The organism is Neoroseomonas marina, assembly GCF_012927745.1.
GTDB classification, from domain to species: Bacteria; Pseudomonadota; Alphaproteobacteria; order Acetobacterales; family Acetobacteraceae; genus Neoroseomonas; species Neoroseomonas marina.
Genome location: NZ_JABBKX010000012.1, coordinates 1 through 17,809 on the forward strand (window position 1 = coordinate 1; position 17,809 = coordinate 17,809).

Consider the following 17,809-nt stretch of genomic DNA (forward strand, 5'->3'; position numbering starts at 1 on the left):
GGATCGCTCCTCCACTACTTCAGCCCAGATGAATGCTCAAACTATCTCCGTCACGCCGGATACGACCAAAACTGATCCGATCATGCTCTAGGCGTCGCGCGATGTCAGGGCGAAGACGCGCAGCGTGCTGGCGAGCGGCGCCCCATCCACCGCACGGGCGGCGTCGAGTTCGGAGACGAGCGCCGCCAGGCTGAGGCCGCGCTTCAGGGCGATGGATTCGAGCACCGCCCAGAAGGCGGGCTCGAGCGCGACGGAGGTGCGATGGCCGGCGAGGGTGAAGGACCGCTTCGCCAGGTGCGGCGTCACCCGCCGCCCTCCAGCCGGACCCCGGGACGGATCATCTCCTCCGCACGCACCCAGCGGTCGAAATCCTCCGGCGCCACATGGCCGAGACGGTGCGCGGCGTCCTTCAGGGTGAGATCCTCGGCCAGCGCCTTCTTCGCGATCGCGACCGCCTTGTCGTAGCCGATGCGCGGATTCAGCGCGGTGACGAGCATGAGCGACTTCGCCACCTGGTCGGCGATGCGCGCAAGGTTCGGCGTGAGCTTCGCGACCATGTGCGTCGCGAAGGACCGCGCGGCGTCGCCGAGCAGATGCGCGCTTTCCAGCACGGCCTCGATGATCACCGGCTTGAAGACGTTGAGCTCGAGATGCCCCTGCGCGCCGGCGAAGGTGACCGTCGTCTGGTTCCCCATGACGCGGGCGCAGACCATGGTCAGCGCCTCGGCCTGGGTCGGGTTGGTCTTGCCCGGCATGATGCTGCTGGACAGGCCGTCGGCCGGCACGACCAGCTCGCCGAAGCCGCCGCGCGGCCCGGAGCCGAGCAGGCGGATGTCGTTGGCGATCTTGGTGAGCGAGACCGCGACCGTGTTCATCGCGCCATGCAGTTCGACGAAGGCGTCGTGCGCGGCCATGCCTTCCGACTTGTCGGGGTTGGGAGCGTAGGCTTCCCCGGTCCGTTCGGCGACGATGGCGCAGAAGACCTCGTCGAACTCCGGATGGCGGTTGAGGCCCGTGCCGGCCGCGGTGCCGCCCTGCGGCAGCAGCAGCAGGCGGGGAATGGCGCCGGCGACGCGGGCGATGCCGTTCTCGACCTGGCGCGCCCAGGTGGCGAATTCGCCGCCCAGCGTGACCGGCACCGCATCCATCATGTGGGTGCGGCCGAGCTTCACGATGTCGGCGTATTCGGCGGCCTTGGCGGTGAGCGCGGCGTGCAGGGCGGCCAGGCCGGGCAGCAGGCGGTGGCGCACCGCCCGGACGGCGGCGAGGTGCATCACCGTCGGGAAGGAATCGTTGGACGACTGGCCGCGGTTGACGTGGTCGTTCGGATGGATCGGCGTCCGCGCGCCGAGCGGCTGGCCGAGCATCTCGTTGGCGCGGTTCGAGATGACCTCGTTCGCGTTCATGTTGGTCTGGGTGCCCGAGCCGGTCTGCCAGACGGGCAGGGGGAAGTCGGCGTCGCGGCGGCCGTCGATGATCTCCTCGGCCGCGGCCTTGATCGGTTCGGCGATCGCCTCGGGCAATTCGCCGAGGCGGCGGTTGGCCTCCGCCGCCGCCCATTTCTGCAGGCCCGTCGCGCGGATGACGCCGGGGTCGAGCCGGGCATCCCCGATGCGGAACAGCGCGCGGGCGCGTTCGGTCTGCGGGCCCCAGTAGCGATCCGCCGGGATCTCGATGGTGCCGAGGCTGTCGGTTTCGGTGCGCGTCGTGCTCATGACGCGCAATCTAGTCACTCAGGGCGCGGTTCCGTAGGTCGCGATCTCGATCAGGTTGCCATCCGGATCGCGGCAATAGACGGAGGTGATCGGCCCGAGCGCCCCGTCCTTCGCGACCGGGCCCTGTTCGACCGCGATGCCGCAGCGCTGCAGATGGGCGATCACCTGCTCGGCATCGACGGTGACGATGAAACACAGGTCCTCGGTGCCCGGGACGCCGCCGGCGGCGCCGGTCCACCATTCCTGCTGGGTGGATTCGACCGGGCGAAGATTGATCTTCTGGCCCCCGAACTTCAGGGCGGTGCGGCGATGGGGGCCGAATTCCTCGACCTCCATGCCGAGCACGCGCTGGTACCAGGATGCGGAGATGGTCACGTCCCGGCAGGTGACGACCAGGTGGTCCAGGCGGTCGACGGCAAAGCGCATGACAGGTTCCGATCGGATGGCGGACGGCGCCCTGTACCGAACGCCGCCGCCCCTGTCACCCGCGGGATCAGCGGTCCCAGCGGCCCGGGTAGTAGCCCCAGCGGCCGTCGCGTTCGACCCATTGCGGTTCGCGGTAGTGGCGGCCGCGGCGTTCGCGGATCCACTGGCCCTCGACCCAGACGTGCCGGCGGCCGTTCCAGCGGTAGTGGCCTGGCGCCCAGACATAGCCGCGACGGGGTGGCGGCACCGGCCGGGCGTAGGGCGGCGGGGGCGGCGGGCCGAAGCTGAGCGTGACGCTCTGCGCCTCGGCGGCCGAGGGCAGCGTCAGCGCCGCTGCGGCGAGCGCGGGAAGTGCGGCCAACAGGCCCCGGCGTGTCGACATCGTGGTCTCCTTCGCTCTGGGCGGGACTGTGAGGTCCTGCCCGCGGCACCGAGCCTCGGCGGCGCTTGGGGCGCCGGCGGGGCAGCAATGCTGCGAAGGGTAACGTCACGTTGCGGTGAGGGTTGCCTCACGGCACCCGGATGGATGACCGCGATCAGGCGGCGCTGCCGCGCCGGACCGTCACCTCGACCTCGATCTTCATATCGGGCGACATCAGCGCGGTGTGGATCAGGGTCGACGCGGGGCGCGCGCGGCCGAGATACGTCTTGATCACCGGCCAGCAGGGTTCCCAGTCCTTGGGGTCGGGCACGATGAAGAGCACGCGCACCACCTCGTCGAGCGAGGCGCCGGCCTGTTCGAGCGCCGCGGCGATGTTGCGGAACACCTGGTCACATTGCGACACCACGTCGGGGCGCATCGTCATGGTGGCGTAGTCGTAGCCGGTGGTGCCCGACACCCAGATGTCGTCGCCGACGACGACGGCGCGCGAATAGCCGATCTGTTCCTCGAACGTCGAGCCGGAGGAGATGAGGCGGCGTGGGGGCATGGCTTCGGTCCTCAGGCGGTGGTGGGGCCGCCGCAGCGTTCGGGGCGGTGGATGCGGTCCGTCGACGCGGGGAACTTTTCGAGCTTCGCTACGGGGCGGATCGGGCGCCGGACCAGCTCGCCGCCGCAATTGGGGCAAAGCCCGCCCGGCAGCTTCGTCCGCGCGCAGTCGACGCACCAGGTGCATTCGAAGGAACAGATCAGCGCGTCACGGCTGTCGGGGGGCAGGTCCCGGCCGCAGCATTCGCAGTTGGGGCGGAGCGCGAGCATGGGGACGATGCCTCCGTCAGGTTGGGCCCAGCGCCATCACCAGCAGGACGCAGGCGAGCAGTGACGCAAGGCTACGGACATGGTTCCACGCGGTCCAGGGCGCCGAATAGGCGCGCCAGGTCTCGGCCGATGCCGGCCCGTCCGGGTCTTCCTCCGCGAGGCGGAGGTTGAGCGGCACGTTCGCGACGATGGTGACGACAAAGGCGCCGAGCCCATAGGCCAGGAACGCCGCCCCGGCCCACACGGCGCGTAGCGCCTGCCCGTCGGCCCAGGCGGCGAGGGCGAGCAGCAGCGGCAGCGAAAGCGCCCCGAAAAAGGTGAAGTCGAAGAGCGGCGTGCGGATCCCTGCGTTGATCCGCTGCATCGCGCGCATCGCGGCCTGCGGGGCCGTGGCGTCCAGGCCGCGCATCACCACCATCGAGAAGGTGCAGAAGAGCCCCGCAGCGAGGACCGCGGCGAGCAGCGCCACTGCATGGAGGAGGACGACCAGGCTTGCCACGGTGCGCCTCCTGCCCCTTCCCTATTGGACCGCGACGACGCGTGAGACCAGTCGCCGGACGATCGGCAGCACCACCAGCACGGTGGGGAAGGCGACCGACCAGGAGGTGATCCAGGCAACCGGCCAGCGCGCCAGCATCTCGGCGCCCGGCCCGAGGGCCAGCAGCGTCGAGATGCCGGAGATGATGACCGTCATGACCCCCGACAGGATGAAGCCGGTCACCGGCAGGGTGTAGCGCGCCGGCAGGCGGCGTTCGCCGCCTCCGCTCACTCGAGCCCCTCGTAGAAGTCGTTCCCCTTGTCGTCGACGACGATGAAGGCGGGGAAGTCCTCGACCTCGATCCGCCAGACCGCTTCCATGCCGAGCTCGGGGTATTCGAGGACCTCGACCTTCTTGATGCAGTCGCGCGCGAGGCGCGCCGCCGGGCCGCCGACGGAGCCGAGGTAGAAGCCGCCGTACGTCTTGCAGGCGTTCAGCACGGCCTTGGAGCGGTTGCCCTTGGCGAGCATGACGAAGGACCCGCCGGCGGCCTGGAAGGCCTCGACATAGCTGTCCATGCGCCCCGCCGTGGTCGGGCCGAAGGAGCCGGTGGCATAGCCCGTCGGCGTCTTGGCCGGGCCCGCGTAATAGACCGGGTGGTCCTTGATGTACTGCGGCAGCCCCTGCCCGGCATCGAGCCGTTCCTGCAGCTTGGCGTGCGCGATGTCGCGCGCGACCACCATGGTTCCGGTCAGCGAGACGCGCGTCTTCACCGGATACTTCGACAGCGTGGCGCGGATCTGGTCCATCGGCTGGTTGAGGTCGATCTTCACCACCTCGCCGCCGAGGATCTCGTCGGTGTGCTCGGGCAGGTAGTGCGCGGGGTCGCGCTCCAGCTGCTCGAGGAAGACGCCGTCCGCGGTGATCTTCGCCTTGATCTGGCGGTCGGCGCTGCACGACACGCCGATGCCGATCGGCAGCGAGGCGCCGTGGCGCGCCAGGCGGATCACGCGGACGTCGTGGCAGAAGTACTTGCCGCCGAACTGCGCCCCGATGCCGAGGTTCTGCGTGAGCTTGTGGATCTCGGATTCGAGCTCGGTGTCGCGGATGGCGTGGCCGGCCTTGCTACCCTTCGTCGGCAGCCCGTCGAGGTAGCGCGTCGAGGCGAGCTTGACGGTCTTGAGGTTCATCTCGGCCGAGGTGCCGCCGATCACGATGGACAGGTGGTAGGGCGGGCAGGCGGAGGTGCCGAGCGTCTTGATCTTCTCCTCGAGGAAGGCGAGCAGCTTCGGCTTGTTCAGCACCGCGCGGGTCTGCTGGAACAGGAAGGTCTTGTTGGCCGATCCGCCGCCCTTGAGGATGAACATCAGGTGCATCTCGTCGGCGTGGTCCTCGCCGGGCTGCGCCAGGATGGAGAACTCGACCGGCATGTTGTTGCCGGTGTTCGTCTCCTCGAACATCGTGATCGGCGCCATCATCGAATAGCGCAGGTTGGTCTCGGTGTAGGTGCGCGCGACGCCGTAGGCGAGCGCTTCCTCCTCGTCGCCCTCGACCCAGACGCGCTGGCCCTTCTTGCCCGAGACGATGGCGTTGCCGGTGTCCTGGCACATCGGCAGCACGCCGCCGGCGGCGATGTTCGCGTTCTTCAGCAGGTCGAGCGCCACGAAGCGGTCGTTCGCCGACGCCTCGGGGTCCTTGAGGATGTTCGCGAGCTGCTGGAGATGCCCCGGGCGCAGCAGGTGGGAGACGTCCTTGCAGGCCTGGAAGGCGAGTTCGGTCAGCGCCTCGGGCTTCACCTTGAGCACGCGCTTGCCGTCGACCTCGACCGTGGAGACGCCACCGATGTCGAGCTTGCGGTAGGGCGTGGTGTCCTCGGCGAGCGGGAACATCGGGGCGTACTGGAAGCCGGCCGGGCGGGCGGGGGCGGCGGCGTCGAGCGGCGGGGTCATGCGCAATCTCCGGGCGCGCGAAAGGGCGCGGATGAGCGGGACTTAGCGCAGCCGGGGGCGGGGCGCCAACCTGGACCAACAGGGCGGCCCGAGGCGGAGCGTCGGGCCGGGAGCGCGAAGTGCGACCGCGCCCGGACCGACCGTGGCGCCCGGCGGTCCAGCCCACCGCGCGCAAGCCGAGCGCGCGAATGTGTGCGCCGGCGCTCGAGGCCTAGATCAGACTTCCTTCGCCGGCTTGCGGCGGAAGGCGTCCAGGCTGACGACCTGGCCCTGCGGCGGCGGCGCGGCTTCGGCCGGCGGGGCCTCCTCGGCGGCGGTTTCCTCGGCCGGGGCGGCATCGTCGAAGGTGGGCGGCTCGGCGCCCGTCACGGGGAAGCGCAGGCCGAACCGGACATGCGGGTCGTGGAACATGGTCAGCGCGCCGAAGGGCACCGAGAGCCGGGACGGCACGCCACCGAAATACAGCGTCACCTCGAAGCGGCGCGCCTCGCGGTCGATGCGAAGGTCCTCGAACTGGTGCTGCAGCACGATGGTGATTTCGTCCGGGTAGCGGGCCTTGAGGTGGCCCGGGACGGTCGTGCCCGGATGGTCGGTGCGGAAGGTCAGGTAGAAGTGATGCTCGCCGGGCAGGCCGTTCGCGGCAACGCTTTCCAGCGCGCGGATGGCCACATCGCGCAGGGCTTCCTCGGCCCAGACGTCGTAGGGCAGGAGGCTGTCGGGCGGGGCGGCATCGTCGCTCATGCGGGCCATCTAGGCCAGGAGGGGGCAGGCTGCCAAGGGAAGTGGGGGGCTTCTGTTGCCCGGTGCCCCCCGAACCGCGCTTACCTATTTAGGCAGCGAGCGCCACAGCCTCGCGGCTGTTGTCGTTGGCACTTGTGATTTGGTCCGATGACGGCGGTACCATGCCGGGCAAAAGACGGATCTTTACCGCGCGCGTCGAGCCTATTTCGCCCCCATCTGCCGCTGACAAGGCGGGGTTGATGGTGGAGGCGCCGGGTACCGCCCCCGGGTCCGCAACGCTTATTCCATACGCCGTTTATCGCCATAGTCACCGAGGTGACGGCGCTCATATAGGCGAGCGCGCGCCGGATTTCGAGGGGAATTGATCAGCGGTTCAGGCCGCGTTCCACGATCCGCGCATAGAGCGCCGCGCCGTAGGGGATCGCTTCGTCGTTGAACTGGTAGCGCGGGTGGTGGGGCATCTCGCCCGGCCCGTTGCCGACATGGAGGTAGGCGCCGGGGACCTTCTCCATCATGAAGGAGAAATCCTCGGACCCCATGCCGGGCGGGTTGTCGCGGGCGACATTCGCCGCGCCGACCAGGTCCGCGGCGGCCTCAGCGTAGGCGTCGGTTTCCTTGGGGTCGTTGATGGTGGGCGCGAAGATCAGCCGCCAGTCGACCTCGGCCGTGGCGCCGAAGCCGGCGGCGACACCCGCCGCAACCCGGCGCAGGCCCTCCTCGATCTGAGTGCCGACCTCGCGGGTGAAGAAGCGGGCGGTGCCGGAGATCGTCGCGGTCTGCGGAATGACGTTGTAGGCCTCCCCGCCCACCACCTTCGTCACGCTGACGACGGCCGGGTCGCGGGGCGAAAGGGTGCGGCTGACGATCGACTGCAGCGCGGTGGTGACGTGGCAGGCGGTCAGCACCGGGTCGATGCTCGCCTCGGGGCGCGCGCCATGGGCGCCCTTGCCACCGATCACGATGTCGAAGAAGGCGCCGCCGGCCGCCGTGGGGCCGCTGCGGATGCCGTATTCGCCCACCGGCATGCCCGGGCGGTTGTGCATGCCGTAGATGGCATCGCAGGGGAAGCGTTCGAACAGGCCGTCCTCGAGCATCGCCAGCGCGCCGCCGCAGCCTTCCTCGCCGGGCTGGAAGATGAAGTGGACGATGCCGTCGAAGTTGCGCGTCTCGGCCAGGTATTTCGCGGCGCCGAGCAGCATCGTGGTGTGCCCGTCATGGCCGCAGGCATGCATCACGCCCTTGGTCGTGCTGCGGTAGGCGACGTCGTTCAGTTCCTCGATCGGCAGGGCGTCCATGTCGGCGCGCAGGCCGATGGCGCGGTTGCCGGACCCGTTGCGCAGCACGCCGACGACGCCGGTGCGGCCGATGCCGCGATGCACCTCGATGCCCCAGGATTCGAGCTTGCGGGCGACGATCTCCGCGGTGCGATGCTCCTCCATGCCCAGTTCGGGATGGGTGTGGAAATCGCGGCGGATGGCGGTGAGCTCGGCATGGTCGCGGCGGATGGCGTCGAGGGGGGACATGGGCGGTTCCGTGTTTGACGGAGGGCATGGTGCGGCGGGGGGAGGCGCCCGTCGAGGGGGCGCCGCCCCCTCGAGCTCCCCCGCCAGGGGACTGCGGTCCCCTGGACCCGCGGGGACTTAGGGGATTGGTTTCCAAGGGTCTTTCGTCACCTGGGCCGGGGAGGCTGTGACGACTCGGCTCCGGCCCCCTATGAGGCAGGTTTAGACCTACAGGGGGCCGGCATGGCGCTGACCGCGGAACAGCAGCAGGAAATCGACGCCGCGCGCGCCGCCGAGGGCCGCACGCGCCGCCCCACCGTGCCGGCGCTCGAGGCGATGCTCTTCCAGGCGATCCCCGTGCTCGACCACGGCTTCGTGCGCGTCATCGACTACATGGGCGACGATGCCGCCATCGTGCAGGCGGCGCGCGTATCTTACGGGCGCGGCACCCGCGCGGCGAACGAGGATCGCGGGCTGATCCGCTACCTCATGCGGCACCGCCATTCGACGCCGTTCGAGATGTGCGAGATCAAGTACCACGTGAAGCTGCCGATCTTCGTGGCGCGGCAGTGGATCCGCCACCGCACCGCGAACGTGAACGAGTATTCCGCGCGCTACTCGATCCTCGACCGGGAGTTCTACATCCCGGGGCCGGATCACCTGGCGGCGCAGTCGGTGGTGAACCGGCAGGGGCGCGGCGATGTCCTGGAAGGCGAGGAAGCCGCGCGCGTACTCGACCTGCTGCGTGAGGACGCGACGCGCAACTACGACCATTACCTCGAGATGCTGAACGAGGACGATGACGGGCAGAAGCGCGACCCCGGCCGGCAGGGCCTGGCGCGCGAACTGGCGCGCATGAACCTCACGCTCAACGCCTATACCCAGTGGTACTGGAAGACCGACCTGCACAACCTGCTGCACTTCCTGTCGCTGCGCGCCGACGCCCATGCGCAGTACGAGATCCGCGTCTATGCCGAAGCGATGCTCGACACCGTGAAGGCCTGGGTGCCGATGGCCTACGACGCCTTCCGCGACTACCGGCTCGGCGCGGTCACGCTGTCCGCGCAGATGATGGGCATCGTGAAGCGGATGCTGGCCGGCGAGGCCGTCACGCAGGAGGGCTCGGGCCTGTCCAAGCGGGAATGGCGCGAGTTGATGGAGACCCTCGGCCGAGATGCAGCCTGAGCGCGCCGCGGCGATCCTCGACTTCCTCGCGCTCGCCGACCGGCTGAAGACGGTCGAGCGGCGCGGGCGGGTCGTTCTCCCGGACGGCGCGACGCGGCGCGAGAACAGCGCCGAGCATTGCTGGTCGCTCGCGCTGATCGGCACGCTCCTGCATGCCGAGGTGGCCGAGCCGGTCGATCTGGGCCGCGCGCTGATGATGGTCGCGATCCATGACCTGGTGGAGATCGAGGCCGGCGACACCTTCGCCTATGACGTCGCCGGCCGCGCCACCCAGGCAGCGCGCGAGGCCGCCGCAGCCGAGACGGTCTTCGGCCTGCTGCCAGGCGACCTCGGCGGGCGGCTGCGCGCGCTGTGGGAGGAGTTCGAGGCCGGCACGACGTCCGAGGCCCGCTTCGCCATGGCGTGCGACCGCATGCAGGGCTTCCTGCAGAACGTGATGACCGGCGGCATCGCCTGGAAGGAACACGGCGTCAGCCGCGCGGACACGCTGCCGCGCATGACGCCGGCGATGCAGGTCGACCCGGTCTTCGCCGCACTGATCGGGCGGCTCTATGACCGGGCGGAAGCGGAGGCCCTTCTCGGGCCGGAGGCATGAGCGGCGCGGCCAAGGGGCGGCGGGCCGCGGCGCCGGCGCGCAAGCCGAAGAAGGCGGCGGGATTGTCGCCGGTGGCGCGGCGCTGGATCTTCATCGCCGGCTTCACCCTCGCGCTGCTGGTCGGGTTGCCGCTGGCGCATGCCATGGTCGGGGATATCGGTGCCATCCTGCTCGGCACCTTCGCCTTCGGCTTTGTCGTCGGCCGCATGACCATCCGGCGCTGAGGCGCCCCGCGTAACCCATCGTCGCGCGCCGGCGAATCCCAGGGCACACCCGCCCAAAGGGAGCACGCCCATGTCGCGCACGGACCGCATCCTCCGCTGGCTCGCCTGGCCGGCGGCGATCTGGATCGCCTACGAATTCCTCTGGTACGAGCAGTACAAGCTCACCGGTCACCCGGGCTCGGTGAACTACATCTTCCAGCCGCTCGCCGACTGGTTCGGCATTCCGGCCTACGAGAAGCCGTTCCGCCTCGCGGTCGCGAGCCTGGAGATCCTCGCCTCGGTCCTCGTGCTGGTGCCGCTGACGCGGGCCTGGGGCGGGCTGCTGACGATCGGGCTGATGTCCGGCGCGATCTTCTTCCACACCATCGGGCCGATCGGCATCGACCCCTACGGCGATGGCGGGCAACTGTTCAAGGAGGCGATCTTCACCTGGTGCATGGGCGCGCTCGTCGCCTATGCGCACCGGCAGGAGATCTTCGCGGTCGCGTCACGCTTCGGCCTGCCGGTGCCGGCCCCCCGCATCGGATAGGGCCTCCGCCCCGGCCGCGTTTCCCCCCGCGGCCGGGGCGCCGTCGTCAGCGGCGGCGGACGCCCGAGACGTCACGCACCGCGCCGCGCGAGGCGCTGGTCGTCAGCGCCGCATAGGCCTTCAGCGCCGCGGTCACGTTGCGCTTGCGCGGGGCGGCCGGCTGCCAGGCATCCGCACCCTTCGCTTCCATCGCCGCACGACGCTGGGCCAGCACCTCGTCCGACACCGCGAGGTGCAGGCGCCGCGCCGGGATGTCGATCTCGATGATGTCGCCGTCCTCGACCAGGCCGATGGTGCCGCCCTCGGCCGCTTCCGGGGAGCAATGCCCGATCGACAGGCCCGAGGACCCGCCCGAGAAGCGGCCATCCGTCACCAGCGCGCAGGCCTTACCGAGGCCCTTCGACTTCAGGTAGCTCGTCGGATACAGCATCTCCTGCATCCCCGGGCCGCCGCGCGGGCCCTCGTAGCGGACCAGCACGACTTCGCCGGCCTTCACGGTGCCGCCGAGGATGCCCTCGACCGCCGCGTCCTGGCTTTCGAAGACGCGCGCTGGGCCGGTGAACTTGAGGATCGAGGCGTCCACGCCCGCCGTCTTCACGATGCAGCCTTCCTCGGCGATGTTGCCGAACAGCACGGCGAGGCCGCCATCCTTCGAGAAGGCGTGCTCCATGTCGCGGATCACGCCCGTCGCGCGGTCGAGGTCGAGCGTCTCGAAGCGCGCGGACTGGCTGAAGGCGACGGTGGTCGGGATGCCGCCGGGGGCGGCGCGGTAGAAGGTCTGCACCGCCTCGGACGGCGCGCGCTTCACGTCCCATTCGGTGAGTGCCTCGGCGAGGCTCGGCGCATCGACGCGGGAGACCGAGGTGTCGATCAGCCCGGCGCGGTCGAGCTCGCCCAGGATGCCCATGATGCCGCCGGCATGGTGGACGTCCTCGACATGGACGTTCTGCACCGAGGGCGCGACCTTGCAGAGCACCGGCACGCGGCGCGACAGCCGGTCGATGTCGGCCATGGTGAAGGGCACCTCGCCTTCCTGGGCGGCGGCGAGGAGGTGGAGCACCGTGTTGGTCGACCCGCCCATGGCGATGTCGAGCGTCATCGCGTTCTCGAAGGCGGTGAAGGTCGCGATCGAGCGCGGCAGGACCGAGAAATCGTCGGTCTCGTAGTGGCGGCGCGTGATCTCCACGATGCGGCGACCGGCTTCGAGGAAGAGCTGCTCGCGGTCGGCATGGGTCGCGACGACGGTGCCGTTGCCGGGGAGCGCCAGGCCCAGCGCTTCGGTCAGGCAGTTCATCGAGTTGGCGGTGAACATGCCCGAGCAGGACCCGCAGGTCGGGCAGGCGGAGCGCTCGATGACCTGGACTTCCTCGTCCGTCACGGTGCTGTCGGCGGCGACGATCATGGCGTCGATCAGGTCGACCGAGCGCTTCACGCCGCGATGAACGACCTTGCCGGCTTCCATCGGCCCGCCCGAGACGAAGATGGTCGGGATGTTGAGCCGCATCGCGGCCATCAGCATCCCCGGGGTGATCTTGTCGCAGTTGGAGATGCAGACCAGCGCATCGGCGCAATGCGCATTGACCATGTATTCGACGGCGTCGGCGATGAGCTCGCGCGACGGCAGGCTGTAGAGCATGCCGTCATGGCCCATGGCGATGCCGTCATCGACCGCGATGGTGTTGAATTCCTTGGCGACGCCGCCGGCCTTCTCGATCTCCCGCGCGACCAGCTGGCCGAGGTCCTTGAGGTGGACATGGCCGGGGACGAACTGGGTGAAGGAGTTGGCGATGGCGATGATCGGCTTGCCGAAGTCGCCGTCCTTCATCCCCGTCGCGCGCCAGAGGCCCCGCGCGCCGGCCATGTTGCGGCCATGGGTGGTGGTGCGGGAACGGTACTGCGGCATGCGGGGTTTCCTCGGTGGCGAACTCTGTCGGGGCGGGGGTTTAGCGCGGTTGGGGGGCCGCGCCAAAACGGTGGGTCAGTCGAGGACGATGGCCGGGCCGGCCTCGGCCTTGGCGCGCGCCTTCTCCCAGACGCGGGCGGCGATGCGGCGGTAGGTCGCGGCCTCCTCGGTCTCGGGCTTGGCCGTGACGATCGGCGTACCGGCATCGGCCAGTTCGCGGATTTCGAGCTTGAGCGGCAATTCGCCCAGGAACTCGACGCCGAGCCGCTCGGCCTCCCGCTTCGCCCCACCATGGCCGAACAGGTCGGTGCGGTGGTTGCAGTTCGGGCAGCAGAAATAGGACATGTTCTCGATCAGCCCGAGGACCGGAACGTTCACCTTCTCGAACATCCGCACGCCGCGGCGGGCATCGAGCAGGGCGACGTCCTGCGGCGTCGAGACGATCACCGCACCCGCGAGCGGCACGCGCTGGGACATGGTGAGCTGCGCGTCGCCCGTGCCCGGCGGCATGTCGACGATCATGATGTCGAGGGCGCCCCAGTCGACCTGGCCCATCATCTGCTCGAGCGCGCCCATCACCATCGGGCCGCGCCAGATCATCGGGGTCTCTTCCTCGACGAGGAAACCGATCGACATGGCCTTGAGGCCCCAGCGCGACAGCGGGGTGATGCGCTGGCCGGTCGCGCGCGGCTTCTCCCGCGTGCCGAGCATCTGCGGCAGCGACGGGCCGTAGATGTCGGCGTCGAGCAGCCCGACCTTCAGCCCCTGCGCGGCGAGCGCGACGGCCAGGTTCACCGCCGTGGTGGACTTGCCGACGCCGCCCTTGCCGGAGGCGACCGCGACGATGGCCCCGACCTCCGGCAGCAGCATCGGGCCCTGGCCCGACGGCGCGCGGGCGGCCTGGCGGGGGGTGGCAGGCTGCGGCGCGGCGTCGCGATGCGCCGTCAGCACGACGGTCGCGTTCAGCACGCCGGGCACCGCGGCCGCGGCCTTCTGCGCGGCGACGCGAAGGGGTTCGAGCTGGGCGGCGCGTTCGCGCGGAACCTGCAACGAAAACTGCACCATGCCGTCGCGGGCCGCCAGGCCCTGCACCATGCCCGCAGCCACCACGTCCTGGCCCGTCGCCGGGTCCTTCACGGCGCGGAGGGCGGACATCACCGCTTCCGCCAAAGTCTGAGCCATTGCTTGAAAAGCCCTCGTTCCTGGACAATATCGGCGCGGCGGGCGAGGGTGCCTCACATCTTCAGGCGGCTCCCCGGCACCCGGCCGGCGTCCATATGGTCGGGCGCCGGTTCGCTTGCACCCCTCATGGCAGGCGGCGGGTGAGACGTCACCACTGCTTCTGCTGGGAGGCCCTTTCTCGAATGCCCTGGAACAACAGCGGCGGCCAAAGTCCCTGGGGGAATCCGCGGCCCGGCGGGCCGTGGGGCTCGCCGCCCCCGCCCGGTGGCGGCGGAGGCCCCCCTGGCGGCGGCCGCGGCCCCGACCTCGACGACATGATCCGCCAGGCGCAGGACGCGGTTCGCCGCTATCTGCCGCGCGGTGGCGGCAAGGGCATTGCGCTGCTGGGCGTGCTGGTGGTGGCCGTCTGGGCGGCCTCGGGCTTCTATCGCGTGCAGCCGGACGAACAGGGCGTGGTCATGCGCTTCGGCGCCTTCGACCGCACGGCCCCACCCGGCCTGAACTACCATATCCCCTGGCCGGTCGAGACCGTGACGACGCCGCGCGTGACGCGCATCAACCGCGTCGACATCGGCTTCATCGGCGCCTCCGATGCCCCGGTGATGGGCGGGCGGGTGCAGCCGGCGCGCGATGTGCTCGCGGAATCGCTCATGCTGACGGGCGACGAGAACATCATCGACATCGACGTGGCGGTGTTCTGGCGTATTCGTGATGCCGGCGAGTTCCTGTTCAACACGCGCAACCCGGAAAGCACGGTGAAGTCCGCGGCGGAATCGGTGATGCGCGAGGTGATCGGCCGCACCCCGATCCAGCCCGCGCTGACCGAAGCGCGCGCCCAGATCGAACAGGAAGTGCGTCGCGGCACCCAGGCGATCATGGATCAGTACCGCGCGGGCATCGAGATCGTGCAGGTACAGCTGCAGAAGGTCGATCCGCCGGCGCAGGTGATCGACGCCTTCCGCGACGTGCAGCGCGCCAATGCCGACCGCGAACGCGCCCGCAACGAGGCGGAATCCTTCCGCAACGACATCATCCCCCGCGCGCGCGGCGAGGCGGAACGCCTCGTTCAGGAAGCCCAGGGCGTGCGCGAAAGCCAGATCGCCCGCGCCCGAGGCGAGGCGGCGCGCTTCAACAGCGTCTATTCGGCCTATCAGGCGGCGCCGGACGTGACGACGCGCCGGCTCTACCTCGAAACGATGGAGGACATCCTGCGGCGCAACCCGATGATCATCGTGGATGATCGCCTGCAGGGCGTCGTGCCGTTCCTGCCGCTCGGCGAAGGCGCGGCCGCGCCGCGGCCCGGCCAGGCGTCGATGCCGACCACCAGGCCGCAGCCGCTGCCGTCCGGGCCGCAGGGCCAGGGCACCGTGCCGAGCCGCAGCCCGGGGGCCACGCGATGAACCGCACCTTCATCCTGCTCGGGGTGCTGGCCGTGATCGTGGTCACGGCGGCGTCCTCGCTGTTCACCGTCCATCAGACCCAGCAGGTGCTGATCACGCAGTTCGGCCAGCCGATCCGCGTCATCCGCGAGCCCGGCCTGCACTACAAGCTGCCCTTCATCCAGTCGGTCATCACCTTCGACCGCCGGCTGCTCGACTTCGACGCGCCGGGTGAGGAAGTGATCCTGGGCGACCAGCGCCGGCTGATCGTGGACAGCTTCACCCGCTACCGGATCATCGATCCGCTGGTGTTCTACCAGACGGTCGGCGCGACGGAGCAGGGCATCCGCGCCCGGTTGAACTCGATCGTCTCCTCCTCGCTGCGCCGCGTGCTCGGCAACGAGCCGCTGCTGTCGGTGCTGTCGAACGACCGTCCGCGAATCATGACGGAGATCCGCCAGCAGGTGAACACCGAGGCGCGGCAGTTCGGCATCGAGGTGGTGGACGTCCGCATCCGTCGCGCCGACCTGCCGGAGGAGAACACCCAGGCCATCCTGTCGCGGATGCAGTCCGAACGTGAGCGCGTTGCGCGGGAAGCCCGCGCGGAAGGTGCCGAGGTCGCCCAGCGCGTCCGCGCCGGCGCCGAGCGCGAGCGGACGGTGCTGCTCGCCGAGGCGCAGGCCCAGGCCGACATCCTGCGCGGCCAGGGCGAGCAGGAGGCGATCCGCATCGTGGCGGAGGCCTTCAACAAGGACCTGGACTTCTTCCAGTTCTGGCGATCGATGCAGGCCTACCGGGATGCCTTCCAGGAAGGCAGCACGCGCATGGTCATGACCCCGGATTCGGAGTTCTTCCGCTACTTCCGGGACAGCAACGGCCGCGGCGCAGCGGTTCCGACGCCCGCACCCGCCGCGCCGACCCCTGCGCCCGCGCAGTGACGCTGGTCAATCTCCTCCAGGGCGTGGCCGTGGTCCTCGCCCTGGAGGGCCTTCTTTACGCCGTCGCCCCCGGCGCCATGCGCCGGGCGCTGCGGAGCCTGGCCGAGGCGCCGGAGCAGCGCCTGCGCATCGGCGGGCTGGTCGCGGCCATGCTCGGCGTCGGCCTCGCCTGGCTGCTGAAGGGCTGATGGTGCCCTCTGAAACGTTTCGATGCATGATGACCGCTTCCCCCGGCAGGGGATGGGCGGCACACGACTTGCTCACCCCGACCGGAGTCTTCGCATGAGGTTGCCCAGCATGCGCTTCGCCGTCTTTGCCCTCGCCGCCGCCATGGCCGCCGCGCCCCTGGCGCCGACCGCCCAGGCGCAGCGCGCGCCGGAAACCTTCGCGCCACTGGCGCGACAACTCCTGCCCGCGGTGGTGAACATCTCCTCCACCCAGGCGGTGCAGGCGCGCCCCGGCCGGCCGGACGCGCCGGACGTGCCCCAGGCCCCGCCGGGCAGCCCGTTCGAGGAATTCTTCCGCGACTTCTTCAACCGCAACCGCCCCGAGGGCGGGCCGCAGCAGCCGCAGCGCCCCCAGCGGCGCGGCCAGTCGCTCGGGTCGGGCTTCGTCATCGATGCCCAGGCCGGCATCGTCGTGACGAACAACCACGTCATCGACGGCGCGGACGAGATCAACGTCATCCTCGCCGACAACACCTCGATCCGCGCGGAGCTGCTCGGGACCGACCCGCGCACCGACATCGCGGTGCTGCGCATCCGCACCGACAAGCCGCTGACCGCGGTGACCTTCGGCAACTCGGATGAGGCGCAGGTCGGCGATTGGGTGCTCGCGATCGGCAACCCCTTCGGCCTTGGCGGGTCGGTGACCGCGGGCATCGTCTCGGCGCGCGGACGCGACATCCGCCAGGGGCTGTATGACGACTTCATCCAGACCGATGCCGCGATCAACCGCGGCAATTCGGGCGGCCCGCTGTTCAACATGGCCGGCCAGGTGATCGGCATCAACACGGCGATCTACTCGCCGTCCGGCGGGTCGATCGGCATCGGCTTCTCGATCCCGTCGAACCTTGCCCAGCGCATCGTCGCGCAGCTGCGCGACGGGGGGCGCGTGCGGCGCGGCTGGCTCGGCGTGAACATCCAGCAGGTGACGGACGAGATCGCCGAGGCGCTGCGCCTGCCCGGCGGGGCGCGCGGCGCGCTCGTGGCGCGCGCCCAGGATGACGGGCCTGCCGCCAAGGCGGGCATCCGGTCCGGCGACGTGATCCTGCGCTTCAACGGGGCCGATGTCCGGGAGATGCGCAACCTGCCGCGCATCGTCGCCGACAACACGGTCGGCACGCAGGTGCCGGTGGTCATCTGGCGCGACGGCAAGGAGGAGACGGTCACCGTCACGCTGGGCGAACTGCCGACCGAGCAGGCCCAGGCGGCCGGCGGCCAGCCCGCGCAGCCGGAGCCCGCACGGCCGGTCGAGCTCACGGGGCTCGGCCTGCTGGTCGCGCCGATCACCGACGAGCTGCGCCAGCGCTTCAGCCTGCGCGCCGAGCAGCGCGGCGTCGTGATCGTCGAGGTCGCGCCGAACAGCCCGGCGGCGGAGCGCGAGCTGCGCCCCGGCGACGTCATCGTCGAAGTGCAGCAGGAACGCGTGAGCACGCCGGCCGAGGTGCAGGAACGTATCGCCCGGCTGCGCCAGCAGAACCGTGGCGTCGCGCTGTTCGCCGTCGAAGGCCAGGGTGGACAGCGCTTCGTCCCGCTCCGCCTGCGCGGCGAGCGCGGCGCACCCGGCTGATGGTTCCGGACGGGGGCGGGCGCACCGCCCCCGTTCCGCCGCCGCCCGAACGGGACGGTGGCAGTCGTTTGGCG

21 protein-coding genes and 1 other RNA gene are annotated in these 17,809 nt (G+C 70.3%); 8 read left to right on the forward strand and 14 right to left on the reverse strand.

Features of this window, described 5'->3' with window-relative positions:
- Positions 1–87 precede the first annotated feature (87 nt).
- The 12 genes from GWK16_RS22735 to GWK16_RS22790 all read right to left on the reverse strand — a co-directional run bounded on the left by GWK16_RS22735 (position 88) and on the right by GWK16_RS22790 (position 8,030).
- Positions 88–306, reverse strand: coding sequence for a ribbon-helix-helix domain-containing protein (locus tag GWK16_RS22735; protein ID WP_170056275.1), 219 nt, complete (start codon positions 304–306; stop codon positions 88–90).
- Entirely contained in the window at positions 303–1,715 is a 1,413-nt protein-coding gene (locus GWK16_RS22740) for a class II fumarate hydratase (protein WP_170056276.1), read from the reverse strand. The genes GWK16_RS22735 and GWK16_RS22740 overlap by 4 nt, the downstream gene beginning before the upstream one ends.
- Before the next feature lie 18 nt (positions 1,716–1,733).
- Complete coding sequence (locus GWK16_RS22745) at positions 1,734–2,141, reverse strand: VOC family protein (protein WP_170056277.1); 408 nt, start codon at positions 2,139–2,141, stop codon at positions 1,734–1,736.
- A 67-nt stretch (positions 2,142–2,208) separates the two neighbouring features.
- The gene (locus tag GWK16_RS22750) at positions 2,209–2,523 is read right to left on the reverse strand and encodes a YXWGXW repeat-containing protein (protein WP_170056278.1); all 315 of its coding nucleotides are present in this window, start codon (positions 2,521–2,523) and stop codon (positions 2,209–2,211) included.
- A gap of 154 nt (positions 2,524–2,677) precedes the next feature.
- A complete protein-coding gene (locus GWK16_RS22755) occupies positions 2,678–3,070 on the reverse strand; it encodes a RidA family protein (RefSeq protein ID WP_170056279.1) in 393 nt (130 codons plus the stop codon).
- Between the two features lie 11 nt (positions 3,071–3,081).
- Entirely contained in the window at positions 3,082–3,339 is a 258-nt protein-coding gene (locus GWK16_RS22760) for a DUF1272 domain-containing protein (protein ID WP_170056280.1), read from the reverse strand.
- Positions 3,340–3,355: 16 nt separating this feature from the next.
- On the reverse strand, positions 3,356–3,838 hold the full coding sequence (locus GWK16_RS22765; protein ID WP_170056281.1) for an anthrone oxygenase family protein: 483 nt from the start codon (positions 3,836–3,838) through the stop codon (positions 3,356–3,358).
- 21 nt (positions 3,839–3,859) lie between these two features.
- Entirely contained in the window at positions 3,860–4,108 is a 249-nt protein-coding gene (locus GWK16_RS22770) for a DUF2798 domain-containing protein (RefSeq protein ID WP_338144545.1), read from the reverse strand.
- Positions 4,105–5,766 carry a fumarate hydratase gene (locus tag GWK16_RS22775; RefSeq protein ID WP_170056282.1) on the reverse strand — a complete coding sequence of 554 codons (1,662 nt, stop codon included), beginning with the start codon at positions 5,764–5,766 and terminating at the stop codon, positions 4,105–4,107. Before GWK16_RS22775 ends, GWK16_RS22770 begins: the two co-directional genes overlap by 4 nt.
- A gap of 216 nt (positions 5,767–5,982) precedes the next feature.
- Positions 5,983–6,507: an SspB family protein gene (locus tag GWK16_RS22780; protein ID WP_408903929.1), complete on the reverse strand. Its 525-nt coding sequence runs from the start codon at positions 6,505–6,507 to the stop codon at positions 5,983–5,985.
- 40 nt (positions 6,508–6,547) lie between these two features.
- Positions 6,548–6,866, reverse strand: a transfer-messenger RNA (tmRNA) gene (ssrA, locus tag GWK16_RS22785).
- A 6-nt stretch (positions 6,867–6,872) separates the two neighbouring features.
- A complete protein-coding gene (locus GWK16_RS22790; RefSeq protein ID WP_170056284.1) occupies positions 6,873–8,030 on the reverse strand; it encodes a M20 aminoacylase family protein in 1,158 nt (385 codons plus the stop codon).
- A gap of 222 nt (positions 8,031–8,252) precedes the next feature.
- Here GWK16_RS22790 and thyX point away from each other — a divergent pair, with 222 nt between their 5' ends.
- The 4 genes from thyX (at position 8,253) to GWK16_RS22810 (ending at position 10,542) form a co-directional block, all read left to right on the forward strand.
- Positions 8,253–9,194, forward strand: coding sequence for an FAD-dependent thymidylate synthase (gene thyX / locus GWK16_RS22795; protein WP_170056285.1), 942 nt, complete (start codon positions 8,253–8,255; stop codon positions 9,192–9,194).
- Positions 9,184–9,789: an HD domain-containing protein gene (locus GWK16_RS22800; RefSeq protein WP_170056286.1), complete on the forward strand. Its 606-nt coding sequence runs from the start codon at positions 9,184–9,186 to the stop codon at positions 9,787–9,789. The genes thyX and GWK16_RS22800 overlap by 11 nt, the downstream gene beginning before the upstream one ends.
- On the forward strand, positions 9,786–10,013 hold the full coding sequence (locus GWK16_RS22805) for a hypothetical protein (protein WP_170056287.1): 228 nt from the start codon (positions 9,786–9,788) through the stop codon (positions 10,011–10,013). The genes GWK16_RS22800 and GWK16_RS22805 overlap by 4 nt, the downstream gene beginning before the upstream one ends.
- A 70-nt stretch (positions 10,014–10,083) precedes the next feature.
- Positions 10,084–10,542: a hypothetical protein gene (locus GWK16_RS22810; protein ID WP_170056288.1), complete on the forward strand. Its 459-nt coding sequence runs from the start codon at positions 10,084–10,086 to the stop codon at positions 10,540–10,542.
- 46 nt (positions 10,543–10,588) lie between these two features.
- On the opposite strand, the gene ilvD is transcribed toward GWK16_RS22810, so the two are convergent.
- Positions 10,589–12,445 carry a dihydroxy-acid dehydratase gene (ilvD, locus tag GWK16_RS22815; RefSeq protein ID WP_170056289.1) on the reverse strand — a complete coding sequence of 619 codons (1,857 nt, stop codon included), beginning with the start codon at positions 12,443–12,445 and terminating at the stop codon, positions 10,589–10,591.
- A 75-nt stretch (positions 12,446–12,520) separates the two neighbouring features.
- On the reverse strand, positions 12,521–13,600 hold the full coding sequence (locus GWK16_RS22820) for an Mrp/NBP35 family ATP-binding protein (protein WP_456306764.1): 1,080 nt from the start codon (positions 13,598–13,600) through the stop codon (positions 12,521–12,523).
- Between the two features lie 341 nt (positions 13,601–13,941).
- On the opposite strand from GWK16_RS22820, the gene hflK reads away from it, so the two are divergent.
- The 4 genes from hflK to GWK16_RS22840 all read left to right on the forward strand — a co-directional run bounded on the left by hflK (position 13,942) and on the right by GWK16_RS22840 (position 17,735).
- Positions 13,942–15,027 (forward strand): FtsH protease activity modulator HflK, encoded by a 1,086-nt coding sequence (gene hflK / locus GWK16_RS22825; protein ID WP_456306765.1) that lies wholly within the window; start codon positions 13,942–13,944, stop codon positions 15,025–15,027.
- The gene (hflC, locus tag GWK16_RS22830; RefSeq protein WP_170056292.1) at positions 15,024–15,944 is read left to right on the forward strand and encodes a protease modulator HflC; all 921 of its coding nucleotides are present in this window, start codon (positions 15,024–15,026) and stop codon (positions 15,942–15,944) included. Before hflK ends, hflC begins: the two co-directional genes overlap by 4 nt.
- Entirely contained in the window at positions 15,941–16,132 is a 192-nt protein-coding gene (locus GWK16_RS22835) for a DUF2065 domain-containing protein (protein WP_408903930.1), read from the forward strand. Before hflC ends, GWK16_RS22835 begins: the two co-directional genes overlap by 4 nt.
- A 94-nt stretch (positions 16,133–16,226) precedes the next feature.
- Positions 16,227–17,735: a DegQ family serine endoprotease gene (locus GWK16_RS22840; RefSeq protein WP_248291572.1), complete on the forward strand. Its 1,509-nt coding sequence runs from the start codon at positions 16,227–16,229 to the stop codon at positions 17,733–17,735.
- The last annotated feature ends 74 nt before the right edge of the window (positions 17,736–17,809 follow it).